Raw genomic sequence first — 15,584 nt, forward strand, 5'->3', positions numbered from 1 at the left:
AAAAAGCCGCGCTAAAGCGGCTTTTTTAATGTTGAAGTTCAATAGTTTTCTAGAAAGTAAACGTCGACGTAATAAAGAACGATCGCCCTACAACGTCATATATACTCGGCTCAGTATCCATGTCCGACGCACCAGGTATAATCTCTGGTTCTTTATCAAACAAGTTGATAATACCTGCATTTATTCTTAGCGCCTCAGATGCCTGAAATGATAGTGACATATCATGATATGCAACACTTGCTGTATTGAACGCTTCACCAAACCATTCACCTTCCATACCTTTGATAAACTGAATGCTGTATAAAGCGCTTAAATCGTCGCTAATATCGGCTTCCACGTCTAAGTTTGCACGTAGTTCTGAATAACCGCCGTAGTAACCATCAATTGATCCTGCGTAGTCGATGCCCTCTTCTTCAAACTCAATCATATAAGTAGAATTTAAAGACACCTTAAACAGATCGCCTTTGTACTGAATTTCCCAATCAATACCTGAGATTTTCTGGTCTGCAATATTGATCAATGGCGACTCCATCATAGTTAAGTCACCATCGGGTGTAATATTAATTTGCTCACACGCAGTAGTGTCGCCGGCAAAACACTCATCGATTGAGCCTTGTAAATCAGGCGAACCAATGGCGTTCGTTGTTTCGAAGCGCCAGTAATCAAGCGTCGTTTCAATATTGTCTGTAATGTCCCACACAATACCAAACGTGAATGAATCGCTTTCTTCTGGCTCTAGCTCTTCAGCACTGGTGTACGTTACTAACCCTTCATATTCCTCGTCATACCAAGGATCGTAAATAAAAACGTAACTACCAAAAGCACCGCCAAACAGTTCATTAATGTTTGGTGCTCTAAAGCCCGTTGCTCGCACTGCCCTGAACATTAAATCGTCGTTTACACGATACGTTGCACCAAGTTTCCACGTTAGCTCGCTGCCAAAGGTAGAGTAGTCATCAAGTCGCAATGCTGAATCTAAGGTAAAACCATTTTCAAATGGGTATGAGGTTTCTACAAAAGCCGATTGCACGTTGTAATCGCCATCGGTCGGCAAAATTATCGCCCCTGTACTCAAACCTTGTTGGCTGACTTCATCGGGCGTGTAATAGCCCTCTTCCCAACGACTCTCTGCACCAAACACGTAACCTAAACCAAACTCAGTTTCACCACTATAGCCCGCTGTAATCAGTGTTTGCTCGTTACCGCCTTTACCATCGTCGGTATAAATCACACCTTCCGAAATTAAAAAGTCTCTGTCTAACTGCTCACCGCTAAACCAAAGTGCTTGGTTCGCATAAATACTGTATTCCATGTTGACGGCATGAATACCATTTTGCATGGTTTCGTCAGCTTCATTTTTTGCATACGTGACAGAGACATCCCAGCTATCTCCGTTTTCTAAGTGGCCCTTTAGTTCTGCAGAAATACGGTAAGTATCGGTTTTTTGTTGAACCTTTCGATTACCTGCATCGGTAAATCGACGCGTATACTCTAGGTAATAAGGTACGCCGTACTCAGGGTCTTCAAAATATGCGAGATATTCAGGGTCAATGTAGTAAGTATCTAAGTACCAAAGCGCTGGCTCTGGTGCCAATAGCTGCTTTGAATCACGATGTGTATAAAAGGCATCAACATTAAGTGCTAAATCATCCGAAAGGTCTTGATTGTAACTCGCGAAAATACTGTACAAATCATTTGGCGTTTGCGCGTAACTTTGCTCAGTGTAGTCATAACATACATCTTGGTATTCAAAGCCGCCATTGCCATCAGGCACTAAACCGTCAACTTTACCGCCAGGCACGTAATATGAGCAAGCCGGTGATACGAAATCACGATCAGATTGGATAATATCTTCACGACCTGAATACTGAAGACCAACCGCTAATTTGCCATCAGCAAAGTCAAAACCATGCAGTAAGCTAATATCATAAGTTTCACCATCACCTTTGTCGGTCGTCGCAAAATCAACGGTTAGTTCAGTATCATCAAATGACTTGTGCGTAATGATATTAACGACACCTGCAATGGCATCAGACCCGTATACGGCCGACGCGCCGTCTTTGAGAATTTCTACCGATTTGATCATCGAAAGTGGAATTGTATTTAAATCGACTGATGCATCGGCGCCGATACCTGAAGGCACCATTCGGCGACCATTTAACAGAACAAGTGTGCGATTTTCACCCATACCACGCAGGTTAACGGTAGCAGAACCACCACCGCCATTGTTGCTATGACCGCCAAGGTTAGTGCCTGCAACAACGGTTTGTGCAGAAAGTACGTCTTCTAGCGACTGAAAACCGGCTTTAACAATATAATCAGAAGAGATTACAGTAACAGGGCTTGCTGTTTCGATATCAGCACGACTAATACGAGAACCCGTTACCACAATGCGTTCTACCTCTTCACTTGCCGTCTCGTCAGCAACAGCATGTCCACTGAATAATGGCAAAGAGAAAAGTGTCGGGGTTATAACAGCAAATGAAATTGCCTTACAAAGTGGCGATAAAGCGCGCATGTAATGTAAACCTCTCTATTAAAGTCAAATACGTGCTTATTCTTGTTGTTATATGCAGATTACATTTTGACACATTTGGTAAGAGTGGTCTGTTACATCAATGTAATTAGCTAATTAATTCAATAGGTTAAAAACTTGTTAACACCGTTAACATGACGTTAATACTGGTATGACCAGAGCGTTATTTGTACACTTATAGGTACATAAACGCCTATTTGCTGTTACGAAACAATTACGTTTACAGCAAGCTCCATACCATCCACCGTCCAACGTTCGGCTAGTTTGTTATAAATAACGCGGCCAATCAGTGTTTTCTGGCTACCATCGTCATACTGCACTTGCATATGACAGATATGGTTATGTTCCAATACGAAGTTGTCGATACTGACTTGGCTGGGTTTGCGTTGCGGTAATGAAGGGCTGCGTCGTTTGTACCAGTCCCTTGGAATGATCTCAAATTGATAAGTCATAATTTCCTATACTAGTTATATGATTTCCTTTATTGAAGTGTATGTTGATGATAAGTCTAACTCACATTGCTTTGCATGTCGCCGATCTCGAAGCCTGTGTTGGTTTTTATCAGCAGTATGCTGGCATGTATATTATTCGCGATCGAAGACCTCATGGAGAAAAAGGAAAGCGAATCGTTTGGCTAGCTGAACGCGGCAGAGAAACCTCTTTTATAATGGTTGTGCTTCCAGGAGGACCAAAAAAACAGCAAGCCGACAATGACTTTTCCCATTTGGGTTTTGCGTTAGAAAGTAAACAGGCTGTTGATGACATTGCAGAGCAAGCAGACCGTGATGGTATTTTGGTGTGGCCGTGTAAACAAGAACCCTATCCCGTGGGATACTACTGCGGCATAAAAGATCCAGACGGAAACTTCGTTGAGTTTAGCTATGGCCAGCCACTAGGGCCCGGCGCCGAAGACTGCCCTAATATGGTTAACTTGAAATAAAGATCAACACTATACCAATAAAAAGGCGAGACAAATGTCGACATTGAAAACACAAGAAAATGATGCGAGTGTTGAGGACTTTATCAACAGTATTGACCATCCACAAAAAGAGCATGATGCACGAACTCTTGTCTCCTTTTTTGAGGCAATCACCGGCAAACCGCCTCGAATGTGGGGTAATAGCATCATTGGTTTTGGCAAGTATACCTACGAAAATACCGCTAAAGGCGGACAATGGCCAGTAACGGGTTTCTCTCCTCGAAAATCGGCGTTAAGCGTCTATATCATGCCTGGTTTTGATAGTTTTGAGGAAGAGCTTGCAGCTCTGGGCAAGCACAAAATAGGCAAATCTTGCCTTTATATTAATAGGCTGGACGACATTAACATCGATGTCCTCGAAGTCATTGTCGCCAAGTCTATTGCTATAATGAGCACTCGATATCCGTTAGAGTGAACGCGTCAAAATCGGTAAATATGGTCGCTTTACTAAAATGAAATTGGCTCCCCACTTAGTATTTGCATGAGAAACGGCGTTAAACCAAATATCCCAACACACATTAGGAGCGTTAAAGTAACCAAGACGCAGCTTGTTAGGTATTTAATACTAACACTGCTCTTAGAGCTACCATAAAAATATAACTGTGCGGCAGCCAATGGAATGATGAAACAGCCGAATGTCCACATAGCAAAGAAAGGATCACCAAATCCTGGAGTGGCGCCGACCATGGTACCTGTGATCAAATAACTGAAAACACCCACTCTCAAAAACCACTGTGCATTTGAGACTAGAAATAGCCTGATAGCCCACTTTTTATGGTCAGCAAGCTTTCTGTTTCTTGCTGTTTTAACGGTAAAATAAGCAAATCCTAGAATAAGAAACCCATTGATACTTGTGCCTATCGCAGCGGTGGTATCAGGGCTAGCACCTCGAACCCAGGACAAGTAAAAGCCAGACAACGCCAATAGAAATACTGTAATCAGATATACATAGCCGTTGATTTTATGAAATTTTGGAGCAGCTGTTCTTACTTTTGGAATGAGCTGTAACGCGCCGCCAAAAGCCACTATACCAGCACCTACCGCATGAAAAGCAAACGCCAAATTACCCGCTGAGTCGCCCTCTTCATAAGGACGGCTTCCTAATGGTTCCCAGCGATTCCATATTTCCATATTGTTTTCAATCACTGAAAAACCATAAAACGCCATGATGTAGTAAAAGAATAGCCATTGACCAACTAAGATAGCCAAAAACCAAAATAGCGCCGAATATTTTAATACCGAATTTGCTAGCGCCAACTGTGACTTTTTAGCGTGGTCGATTGAACCCGAACGGTTTCCAACGTCTTGCGATAAAGCAGCGTTTTTAGATATGTTTTCCACAACACATTCCTTTCTAAAAGTAAAACTTGTCAGGAATAGTATGGAATTACCCATTTTGTAGCGTCCGAATGGGCATATTTGGACGAATTAAACACTTAATTGCCTATTATTCACCCTAATGTGACGTTTTATAGGCTGTTGGCGTTTCGCCAACTAACTTCTTAAAAGCAGAATTAAAAGTCGACTTGGACTTGAAACCCACCTCATAAGCAATTGAAGTCACCAACATGTCACTGTTTAGAAGCAAGTCTTTTGCATGTTCAATTCGATAGGTATTTACGAACGAAAAGAAATTGGTGTGCATATGTTGAGATAATGTTTCTGATATATGATTTTCTGACTCAGTAATTGCTTCTGATAACTTATTCAGTGACAGATCATCTTGCAAGAACAGCCTCTCTTCTTTCATAGCGAGCTCAAGTTTAGTGGAGATCGCTTGCATTTTTTCATCACTTAATAGTGCAGTTCTTGGTTTAACCTCTTTAGGTTCTCCCTTGTCACAAGCTTTAAGTACTTTTTGGTTTAGTGCCCTTTTGATGAAAACGGCAAGAGCAAATGCAGTAAACAAAGGCAAGACTATACCTGTTCCAAACCATCGAACGCCGAGTGCTCCAAGTGAAAACTCTGCAGCATACAATAACCATGCTCCCCCCCATAAAAATAAAACCCCTCTAAACCAGCCCAGTGATTTATTTTCAATGTCGGAGAATCGCTCCATTAGTTGTTCGAGGTGGGAATTATGAAGTTTAAGTGCCATACCCAAAAATAAAAGAGTGTAAAAAATAAAAATCGCAGTTGTCGATAAACACGTCATTACTGCAATTTTCCACAATTTTGGATCCCGTGTTTCAGGGCTAGCCAACGCTAATTTTTCCGCAGGGCTTATCAATAGAATAAAAGGTAGCATTACTATAATGACAACAAGAGGCCCAGAAAAACTGAGTAACTTTACCCGTTTATCAATTTCGGCCTCCGGCGACATAGTTGCGTGGGCGTAAAAGTATAGTGCAGGCCCAAGTAAGACTTTGAAGGGCAACTCTAACCCCGCTATGCCTGGGGCATAAACATACACAGCTGATGAAATATAAAGTTCACCAACCAGATGTAGCATCAATAAAAGTAAAATTCCCTTGAGAAACAGGTTTTGCCGCTCATTTGATCGCGTAAACACGTCTAAAGACGCAAGTATGACCATTCCCATCATGCAGGAGTACAAAACGGTTGGAAAAACGCTGACCATCAAAGTTCCGAAGTTAGTTGTAATGAAGCAGCGCTCACTATAAAGCTGTCTCCACTATGCCGTCAACTAGGTAAAAATGTAATCAAACATACTGGTTAACGTCTGTAATTATTACACTTTTTATAACATTTCATGTTCATATTTTCCTAACGTATAAACATGAGCGGCGTTCATCAAAAAAATGTTTTTATCTGATTTACTATCTATCTTTAAGTAGTCACTGTGTGAAACTTTCTCATTTTCTCAGACCTATAAAGCATTAAAGGTTACATGTATAAAAGTGTCAAAACGGTGAACCAGAAAAAGTGTTTTTTGTCTTACCTTAATAAAGAGTAAGGAAATTCATCAATGAGATTACTAACAGTATTAATACTTATCATCGCCAGCACGGGGTGCACAAATAAGCAGTTGTATCAAGTTGGCCAAAATTACGAGCAAAGCGAATGTATCCGCAACGCCCAATCCGCCGAAGAGCACCAAACTTGTTACCAAAAGCGAAAATCATACAAAGAATACAAAAAGGAACGCGAAGCGGTCATTGATAAGTCATAAATCGGTTAACACGCGCCAGTTACGTGATAACCGACATTTGCAAAGTGAACACAACCGACCAATAAAATCACGAACCTATTTAAACCGGAAGTTTTGCATCGTTTTTTCTAGCGTGTCTGAATTAATGCTTAAATCGCTAAATATATCTTCCAATGCTTGAGAGGCTTCAAGTTCATGATTTGCAAGATCTAGTACATTAGATGCATCACTTGCAATGGTTGACGCTACGGTTGATTGCTCTTCTGCCGCAGAAGATACACTCATGGCAAGCCCCTCTACTTGTTTACTTTGGTTGTGGACTTGTTCAGAGGCTTCTCGTGCCTTTTCAAATTGCTCTAACGCCATTTGAGATTGTGAAGAGCTGTTATTAATTGACTGCACAACACCAGCTGTAATGGTTTGTAATGTACTTAACAATTCAGCTATTTTCTCTGATGACTCTTTACTATTTGCCGCTAAGCTGCGCACCTCATCTGCAACAACGGCAAAACCTCTGCCGTGGTCTCCCGCCCTCGCCGCTTCAATTGCTGCATTAAGCGCCAACAAGTTGGTTTGTTCTGCAATGCTGCTAATGGTATCCAGAATTGAAGATATACTAGCCACTTGTTGTTCCATCTGATCTGCTTGAGCTTCAACTTCATTCATACTCGAAGACAGTGCCGAAATAGACTGCTGACTGCTTTGATTTTCTTCAATTAAACGTTGCGCACCACTGTTTAATTGATCACTGGCATCTAACGTTTGTGAGGCTGATTCTGCTATTTCACGGCTTGTCACCGCCATTTCTTCAATTGCACTTGCAATGTTAGTTGCCATCGCCTGTGTTTTAACGGCGTCCTCAAGTACAGTTTGCGTCGCATCATGCATATTGTTATTTAAGCGAGTTCCTGATTGGACAGACTTATCTACCCCAAGCAGCAGCACTTTGAATGCGTGAATAGTGTTATGAATAGCATTGGAAATAGCGCCGAGTTCATCTTTAGTGTCTAAGCGAAGTTCAACCGTCAAATCACCCGACTCTGCCTGCTCTAACATCTGTGTCAATTGGCCTAACTCTTTTCTCAGTTTTGCGATGAGATAGGTGTTCAGCAAAATAATACCGCCCAGTACAACGACAAATAAAACAACGGTGAACGTAAGATCAAAATGCGCGGCATCCAGCATTTCATCGCCTTCCGTTTGAATCAGCTCCCACTGCTTATCCAACAACCCTTTTATACTGCCAATTTGCTTGGTTGCTAATGGGAACCAAGCAGATGGTTCTGGTAAAGAACCAAAATCTGGCGACGTAGACTGTAATAATGTGCTCGTTATATTGGCAATGTTTGCAGAGTCAGCGCTTTGCGTAATAGTGTTAAATGCAGCAGCACTGTCGCCTTGCAAACTTACTTTGAGAAAATCAGTGAGTAAACCAACCTCACGACTATACAATGCAATATCTTTTTGTATGGATTCACTAATGGACTTGCGCGCCAATACACCATTGATTTTCCCACGATTCTGACCAAGTCGTTCTTTAAACTGCGCAAATTGAAATGCTGCACTGAGATCTTTAGCAAGTATCGGGTGCTTTATACGGTTTTTGAGATTGTTTGCGATATCTAACGCTATTTTGTTCAGTGTACTGTAGTATTCAAATGCGCCTTTGCCATTGCGTTGATCTACTTGCCGTCTTAAATTCGCTTTACCTTGTTCATGGCTATAAAGTACATTGAGGTAGTTTTGGATTTTTTCATCTTTAAATTCAAAGGAATTATAGGTGGCACGCAAATGTTGCATGGCAGCATCAGCTTTACCACGTTGCTCAGTCACCTTTGCTTTGGCTGCATCTGTACCACTACCCAAGAAGCCAGCAGTTAATCCCCGCTCTACCGCATGATTATGGGCAACTTTCTCAAGCGCATCTAATAGAGATACTAAGGCAACATCTTGTTCGATGGTTTTTGACTCTTGCCATTTATAGCTAATGTTTTGAAACAGTAAAGTGACAATAAACAATGTTAGTATGGCCGAGCTCACCAAAGAGAGCTGGACGATAGACAGTTTGCTAAGTAGGCGCTTCATGCGTATTTCCTTCCAACAAGTGCATCCCCACCCTTGGATATAAGTGGGTTATTATTCTTAAAACTACATTTGAGGTAACAACATCCTCTTCACAGCTTCTACTCTATTGTAGTAAGAATTTAAAAATGAATAATATTTAATTATTTTATATGCATAAAAAGCCGAAAAAACAAATGTATAGCGTCATTTATTAAATTGTTATGCATTTTCATGGTGATTTAGAGGATTAGCGACGGGTAAATGGTCTTAATAAACGTTAAGTACCCTCAGTCAGAATGACATTCACGTCGGCACAAGACTGCCGCAGTTGTTTCCAAGGCTGGTATTCATCTGAGTAGTACCATGCTTTAAATCGTTCAATGCTCGGGAATTCATGCACCACAATGAAGTTGCTTGGCCAATTGCCTTCAAGCACTTCACCGGAGTACCCTTTTATTAAAAAGCGTCCACCATACGCCTCAATAGTAGGTATATGCCCTTTCACGTATTCACTAAACTTTTCATCATCATGGATACGCAAGATATTAACAATATTGTAAGCTTTTGACATGTGAGCCTCGACACTGCTTTTTAGTTCAGTGTAGAGGCTTTTTTAGTGTGTGCCACTAAAGTTGATTGTCGATAACCCCATCGATGTGATGCTTAAAGGTAACAAAATCAATGTTGCCACCGGAAAGCACAACACCCACTCTTTTGCCCGTCATTTGTTGTCTTTCCTTCATCAAGCCTGCAAGCGGCACAGCGCCTGCCCCTTCAGCCAAGTTATGAGTTGTTTTGAAGTAGGTAAACATAGCCTCTGCAATTTCCTTATCAGATACTGTAATCACCCGCTCTGCGCCATTTTTTATAATATCAAAAGCTTCTTCCATAGGCGCCCTTGTCGCCACGCCATCAGCGATAGTATTGGCATAGTCAGTATTAACCACTTTTCCAGCGTCAAACGATAGCTTAAAGGTAGGAGCTCCCTCGGAGACCACTCCTACAATGTTCGTTTTTAGGCCCAATAAATCTCGTGTTTTTATTAATGCGCAAATACCCGACCCCATGCCAATGGGCACATACACTGTGTCTAAATTTGGCTGCGCAGTGAAAAACTCCAATGCGTATGTCGCAACACCTATAACTAACTCTCGTTGAAATGGCGCAATGATTTGGTGACCAGTTTGCTGTTGCAGACTTACACTGTGCTTACGTGCCGCTTCAAAGTCTTCACCATGGATCACTAGATTTGCGCCGAAACTTTTTATCGCGGCATTTTGGTCAGCGTTGTTGCACTCTGGCACTACTATAGTTACCTGCAAACCCGCTTTGTTTCCTGAGTAAGATAAGCTCTGTCCATGATTTCCCCTCGTGGCGGAAAGCACACCTTTGGGACGGTTTTTACTTCGTATCAGCTCATGCATCAAGTACAACCCTCCACGTACTTTAAATGCAGTTGTTGGCGTGTGATTCTCATGTTTTACCCATACCTCTGTGCCGATAAGTGAGCTGAGTTGTGGCCAACTATATTGTGGCGTAGCAGGCATCGACTGGTAGACAACGTTCGCAGCACTTTCTAATTCAGGTAAAGAAAACATAGGGTAAGCCTTTTTGTAATTGTTAAAGCAACATTGACAACTAGCTTAGATTAGCGAATTGTATGGCTCAATGAATATATTGTATGGCAGATAATATAATTTGAATAATACAGTTCAGCGCATAAGTCGCTATGAAAGATGGGCGCAATAACATGTGGGCTCCATCGCTATCTGACAGTGACAAACCGCTTTATCAACAAATAGTCGATGCCATGGCAGCAGATATTGCGTCAGGAAAATTAGCCATAGGTGAGAAACTTCCACCGCAGCGCCAACTCGCTTGGCATTTGGATATCAACTTAAGTACGGTGACTAAAGCGTTCCACTTGGCCGCACAGCAACACCTCATTGCTGGTGAAGTTGGGCGCGGTACATATATTCTAGGGCAAAGCGTAGAGGCAGAGCTGTTTTTACTGAACCAAGCTAAACAGCCAAAAGGCGATACTCATGACACTAGTGCAATAATCGATCTAAGCACACACATACCCGCCACTAAGGTGCATGATCATGATTTAGAGAATGCCATTTCCGCAATAACCAAAGCTCATAATGGCCTATCTACATTTCTTGATTACCACTCTCCATCCTCTCTAGCTCACCTACAAATGGCTGCGTCAACTTGGCTGAACCAGAACCAATATAAGATTCCCGCAGACAGGTGCGTTATAACAAATACTGCACAAAATGCGTTAATGGTCAGTTTAATGGCCTCCTGTCAAAAAGATGATGTTGTACTTGTTAATGAACTGACTTTTCCGGGCATGAAAGCGATTGCCAAACAGCTGCACCTTAAACTTTATGGCGTAAAGACCGATCAGCAAGGTATCATTCCTGAAGCATTAGATTTGGCAATAAGAAGTACAGGTGCCAGGGTGCTAGTTTCCGACTCAACGTTCCAAAACCCCACTGGTGCTTGCATGTCTGCTGAGAGACAAACCGCCTTTATTAATGTATTGAAACGACATAACCTGCTTTTTATTGAAGAGTTTGTCATGGGAATGTTGGCTGGCGCTCCTCCTGTATCAGGTGCAATTCAAACACAATCAATACTTATCTCAAGTTTTGCCAAAACCGTCTCGCCTGGTATTCGATTTGCCACTATTGCCGGTAAACACCCTATTTTAGAAACCGTTGCTCAAGAATCGCACGCAACCAGCTGGCAAATGAGTCCATTAATGGCGGAAGTAGCACGTCACTGGATAAACGAAGGTATAGCAGAGCAACGAAAACAATGGCAAATAAACGAAATAGCAAAGCGTTATCGAATATTTAAACAAGTCATGCCTGAATTATCTTTGCCAACTGATAGTAATGGCTGCTCACATGTTTGGTTACCTACGTTAGGCGATGCAAAGGAGGCTGCCATCGTGCTGGAAAAGAAAGGAGTACGTGTAGTGCCGTCACACTACTTTGCGGTTAACCATCAGTTTATTCAAGCTGTTCGAGTCAGTCTAACGGCTGCAAAATCAAGGCAGCAATTAAAGATTGGCTTAGAGCGAATTAAAGGCTCGGGTGTACTCTGTTTATGATAATAGACGTACTTGTGACAACAGCCAGCCACTGGTTGATACTTTTTGCCCTACTGCTACCAAGCATAAAATCGGGCGCAATACATAAACCATCTTTACTGATAGCCTTGTTAACTTATTTAATTGTCAATTTGTTATTTACCCTTGAACTAAAACTTTTCACACAAACACATATTCATTCAACAATAGATTGGCCTTGGCTTAACTACATGGCGGTTTGTATATTTAGTGGGTTGCTAATTTGGAGGCTGAAAAATACCCCCTATTTTGTATCTCACCAGAAAAGCCTTAAACACCTGAGAACCAATACGCCCCAAACTACAACCTACACATTCCTAAAAATTACAGGATTACTTTTAGCAACCAAATTTGTAGTTGCCGCGCTATTTGGTGGCGACGATGGCGTATACGATCCAGAAGAATTGTTGTTTTTAGGGACAATGCATGGACTTGCATACGAGCCCTATTTTCGTGGAGTGCTTCTCCTATCATTATTACATGCACTAGAGAATAATCAGCCAAAGTGGAAAATGCCTAAGGTATTTATTGGGCTCCCATACCTTGCAACCACTTTATTATTCGCCTTGCAAATAAGCCTTTCATTTAGTGGTGGGTACTGGCAGTTTTATCCCTTGAGTTTTCTCACCATGCTTATTTATGGCTCAATGCTCTGCTGGTTGAAAGTAAGAACCAACAATTTGTTGTTGGTTATTCTGGCCCATAATGCGGCTGTGCTATTTAGCCAATTTCTCCAGATGTTCTGGGAAAGCCTGTATAAACGCGTCATAACCCTGCGCATCAAAATTTGCAGAGAGTTTATTCATAAAGCCGTGCATATATGACACCTGAAACGAATTTACTCGCTTAGTCTGATTTAAAGAACGCGAAAGAGACGTTACGTCGAAATGGTTTTCGCTTATAGGAAATATGAGCGTAGTAGGAACAGAAGGAACAAGCTCAGCCGCATATCTAATTTGGCCGCCATAAACACCGATAAAGCGATCTATATTTATGTTTTCGATGAAAGACTCATTCACAACTTGCCAAAGCGCTGAAGCCCCTGCACTAAAACCTAACAGGGTTATAGGATGTTCACGATGGAAAAGTTTGGCTTTTAAGGCCGTAGAGATAATCTGTACATAGTTTTCTATGCCGACATTAGTTGTAAAATATTGGTAGGCAGATCGCTCCGACTCAAACGTAGGGAGCGCACCATCGTAAGGGTCGATAATTACAGGGAATTGGTGCGCAGCGCTTGGTTCAACTGAATGTTGTAAAGCTGATGCAAGCGCTTTAAGCGGAGCTGTTTTACCAAAAATGTCACTGACAATCACAAGCGACATTAAATTTACGCCTCTTCGTCGTCCGTATCTATATCTGTAGGCGCAAGTTTTGGCCCTTTTCTCAAGATAGGCATATCACCCGCATCTTCAGCCATAAACTGCATTTTCTTATTAATGCGTTTCGCTTTAATCGGTGCTTTTTTAGCAGCTTTTGCATCTTGTTTTTTCGCAGGCTTAGCCTTTTTCGGCTTTTTAGGTTTTAAGCCTTTAAACTTAGCTTTTAAGCCCTCAATTTCATTGAAACTGATTTTTTGCTGTAAAAAGCCTTCGATATTTTTGAAGCTGATCCAATCTTTCGGACCAACAAAAGAAATAGCATCGCCCTTGTTACCCGCACGACCAGTACGACCAATACGGTGGACAAACTCTTCCGTATGCTTAGGCATATCAAAGTTGATGACGTGAGACACGTTCGCCAAATCTAAACCACGTGATGCAAGGTCTGTAGTAATGAGTATTTGTTCTCGACCTTTAGAGAAGCTGTCCATAATTTGGTTACGCGTACTCTGATTTAGCTCCCCAGATAAGGCAATAGCTGAACGACCTGACTCTTTAAGCTTCGTTGCTAAACGCTCGGTATCACTGCGTGTTGCAGTAAATATTATCGTCTGTTGCATCTCTTCATTTTCTAAGAAATGCATTAACAACGCCTCTTTGTGATCAAGGTTATCAACTAAAAAGAAACGCTTGGTAATGTCTTCATGCTCTGAATGGCCATGCTCAATTGCGATGCGTTTGGGGGATTTTAATAACTCGACGGCAAAATCATTCACCTGTGCGTGATCTAACGTCGCTGAAAACATCAAGGTCTGACGTTTACGATGGTCTGCTGCCTTATTGATTTTACTTAGCTGCTCTGCAAAACCTAAATCAAGCATACGGTCTGCTTCGTCTAGAATTAGCAATTCAAGGCCTTGTAAATAGAAGTGACCATGCTCTAAATGGTCTGCTAAACGACCCGGTGTTGCGACAATAAAATGAGGGTCTTTCGATAAGGTTTTGTACTGGTCGTTAAAGTTTTCACCACCTAAAATCAGCACTGCTTTAAACTGGGTGTTGGCAAGCATACCGCGCAGTTCGCCATATACTTGTTTAGCTAGCTCTCGCGTAGGCGCAAGAATAAGTACGCGAGGGTCTTTTTTTGATAAAGCACGCTGTGTAGATAAACGTTGAACCGCAGGCAAAATAAACGCTAACGTTTTACCTGAACCCGTTTTAGAAGACGCGATTATGTCATGGCCAGCCATGGCGACAGGTATCGCTTGCATTTGAATTTCAGTCGGTTCAGTAAAGCCTTTATGTTCAATGGTTTCCATCAAGCGTTTGTCTAAACCAAAATCTTTAAAATTCAATATGTTCTCCTAAAAGTATAACGAGTGTAATAAAACCCTTATTATAACCGGAACAAGATTGAATTGAGCAGCAAATTTTATCGGAAAGAAGATTTAATGGTGATTTCTATAAAATAAAGCCTTTCACACGTTCCATTTGTGTTTGTAACCAAAGGCTTCGTGCGTGTGTCACCACCTCGGATTCTAATTTACCGCTCAGAATGTCTTCACCAACAGTCTGCGCTTCATAGTTAAAGCCAAACGACTCGCGCCCGTCTTCAAACTTTTCGACTTCTTCATCCAAAACAAATAGCGAGCAGCTGTTTGCACGCCAGAAATCATGAATAGCAATATAACCTTTGTCACCAATAATGTAGGCAAAATTATTCAACTTACACTGAAACGAGGTTGCCAAGGTCGCCTTAGCATCACCTAATTCAGCTAGCATAATCACGTCGTCCTCCACACCATTTGGCGCGATATGTCCGTTAACATGCCAGTAATCGATGTCTCTATTAAGAAAATATGCAGCAATAGCAATGGGATAAATACCCATTTCGAGTAAACAACCACCGGCGAGTTTTTTGTCGTACTCCCGTAAATTTGGGTCATACGGTATGGGATAGCCAAAGTCCGCCTTTACATGCTTTATATTGCCAATACGGCCTTGTTCTACCCACTCTTTTGCCTTAACGATTGCAGGAAGAAAATATGTCCACATCGCTTCCATAATGTAAACACCACGGGTCTTTGCTAGCGTGGTTAATTGGCGGCATTGCTCTGAAGACACGGTGAATGGCTTTTCACATAAGACGTGTTTACCCGCCATAATGGCAGCATGCGCATGTTGGAAGTGCAAGGTGTGCGGTGTTGCAATGTAGACGACATCAATGTCTTTATCAGCAAACAAGTCGTCATAACGACCATAAGCGCGTTCAATATCATGCATATCAGCAAATGCTTGCGCATCCGATTTTTTACGTGCCGCAACCGCTAGTACCTTACCGTTGTTTACAAGCGGCATGTCAGAAACAAATTGTTCTGCAATACGCCCTGTGCTGACAATGCCCCAATTTAGCTGCTTCATAAAAA

Annotated in this window: 15 protein-coding genes; 5 read left to right on the forward strand and 10 right to left on the reverse strand. The window is 41.8% G+C overall.

Going from position 1 to position 15,584, the window contains the following annotated elements:
• Positions 1–49: 49 nt before the first annotated feature.
• Positions 50–2,518: a TonB-dependent receptor plug domain-containing protein gene (locus ACFSJY_RS12015; RefSeq protein ID WP_386034554.1), complete on the reverse strand. Its 2,469-nt coding sequence runs from the start codon at positions 2,516–2,518 to the stop codon at positions 50–52.
• 221 nt (positions 2,519–2,739) lie between these two features.
• Entirely contained in the window at positions 2,740–2,988 is a 249-nt protein-coding gene (locus ACFSJY_RS12020; protein ID WP_386034556.1) for a hypothetical protein, read from the reverse strand.
• Between the two features lie 47 nt (positions 2,989–3,035).
• On the opposite strand from ACFSJY_RS12020, the gene ACFSJY_RS12025 reads away from it, so the two are divergent.
• Positions 3,036–3,476 (forward strand): VOC family protein, encoded by a 441-nt coding sequence (locus ACFSJY_RS12025; RefSeq protein WP_386034558.1) that lies wholly within the window; start codon positions 3,036–3,038, stop codon positions 3,474–3,476.
• Positions 3,477–3,510: 34 nt separating this feature from the next.
• Complete coding sequence (locus ACFSJY_RS12030; RefSeq protein WP_386034560.1) at positions 3,511–3,930, forward strand: DUF1801 domain-containing protein; 420 nt, start codon at positions 3,511–3,513, stop codon at positions 3,928–3,930.
• Between the two features lie 32 nt (positions 3,931–3,962).
• Here ACFSJY_RS12030 and ACFSJY_RS12035 read toward each other — a convergent pair whose 3' ends face one another.
• Both ACFSJY_RS12035 and ACFSJY_RS12040 read right to left on the reverse strand, forming a co-directional pair.
• Positions 3,963–4,856 (reverse strand): DUF2306 domain-containing protein, encoded by an 894-nt coding sequence (locus ACFSJY_RS12035; protein WP_386034562.1) that lies wholly within the window; start codon positions 4,854–4,856, stop codon positions 3,963–3,965.
• A 115-nt stretch (positions 4,857–4,971) separates the two neighbouring features.
• Positions 4,972–6,096, reverse strand: coding sequence for a helix-turn-helix domain-containing protein (locus ACFSJY_RS12040; RefSeq protein WP_386034564.1), 1,125 nt, complete (start codon positions 6,094–6,096; stop codon positions 4,972–4,974).
• A gap of 348 nt (positions 6,097–6,444) precedes the next feature.
• Between ACFSJY_RS12040 and ACFSJY_RS12045 the strand changes: the two genes are divergently transcribed.
• Entirely contained in the window at positions 6,445–6,648 is a 204-nt protein-coding gene (locus ACFSJY_RS12045) for a hypothetical protein (RefSeq protein ID WP_386034566.1), read from the forward strand.
• 75 nt (positions 6,649–6,723) lie between these two features.
• On the opposite strand, the gene ACFSJY_RS12050 is transcribed toward ACFSJY_RS12045, so the two are convergent.
• From ACFSJY_RS12050 to ACFSJY_RS12060, 3 genes are all read right to left on the reverse strand, one after another.
• Complete coding sequence (locus ACFSJY_RS12050) at positions 6,724–8,712, reverse strand: methyl-accepting chemotaxis protein (protein ID WP_386034568.1); 1,989 nt, start codon at positions 8,710–8,712, stop codon at positions 6,724–6,726.
• Positions 8,713–8,968: 256 nt separating this feature from the next.
• Positions 8,969–9,262, reverse strand: coding sequence for a DUF1330 domain-containing protein (locus ACFSJY_RS12055; protein ID WP_386034570.1), 294 nt, complete (start codon positions 9,260–9,262; stop codon positions 8,969–8,971).
• A 55-nt stretch (positions 9,263–9,317) separates the two neighbouring features.
• Positions 9,318–10,289 (reverse strand): threonine dehydratase, encoded by a 972-nt coding sequence (locus ACFSJY_RS12060; protein WP_386034572.1) that lies wholly within the window; start codon positions 10,287–10,289, stop codon positions 9,318–9,320.
• A gap of 152 nt (positions 10,290–10,441) precedes the next feature.
• On the opposite strand from ACFSJY_RS12060, the gene ACFSJY_RS12065 reads away from it, so the two are divergent.
• The gene (locus ACFSJY_RS12065; protein ID WP_386034574.1) at positions 10,442–11,818 is read left to right on the forward strand and encodes an aminotransferase-like domain-containing protein; all 1,377 of its coding nucleotides are present in this window, start codon (positions 10,442–10,444) and stop codon (positions 11,816–11,818) included.
• Between the two features lie 209 nt (positions 11,819–12,027).
• The gene (locus tag ACFSJY_RS12070; protein WP_386034576.1) at positions 12,028–12,660 is read left to right on the forward strand and encodes a CPBP family glutamic-type intramembrane protease; all 633 of its coding nucleotides are present in this window, start codon (positions 12,028–12,030) and stop codon (positions 12,658–12,660) included.
• Here the strand turns inward: ACFSJY_RS12070 and ACFSJY_RS12075 are convergent.
• From ACFSJY_RS12075 to ACFSJY_RS12085, 3 genes are all read right to left on the reverse strand, one after another.
• A complete protein-coding gene (locus tag ACFSJY_RS12075; protein WP_386034578.1) occupies positions 12,553–13,161 on the reverse strand; it encodes a hypothetical protein in 609 nt (202 codons plus the stop codon). The genes ACFSJY_RS12070 and ACFSJY_RS12075 overlap by 108 nt on opposite strands.
• Before the next feature lie 5 nt (positions 13,162–13,166).
• Entirely contained in the window at positions 13,167–14,513 is a 1,347-nt protein-coding gene (locus tag ACFSJY_RS12080) for a DEAD/DEAH box helicase (RefSeq protein ID WP_386034580.1), read from the reverse strand.
• 106 nt (positions 14,514–14,619) lie between these two features.
• Positions 14,620–15,579, reverse strand: a complete 960-nt coding sequence (locus ACFSJY_RS12085) for a Gfo/Idh/MocA family protein (protein WP_386034582.1) — start codon at positions 15,577–15,579, stop codon at positions 14,620–14,622.
• Between the last annotated feature and the right edge of the window lie 5 nt (positions 15,580–15,584).

The organism is Thalassotalea euphylliae (genome assembly GCF_042682785.1).
In the GTDB taxonomy this organism is placed as follows: domain Bacteria; phylum Pseudomonadota; class Gammaproteobacteria; order Enterobacterales; family Alteromonadaceae; genus Thalassotalea_F; species Thalassotalea_F euphylliae.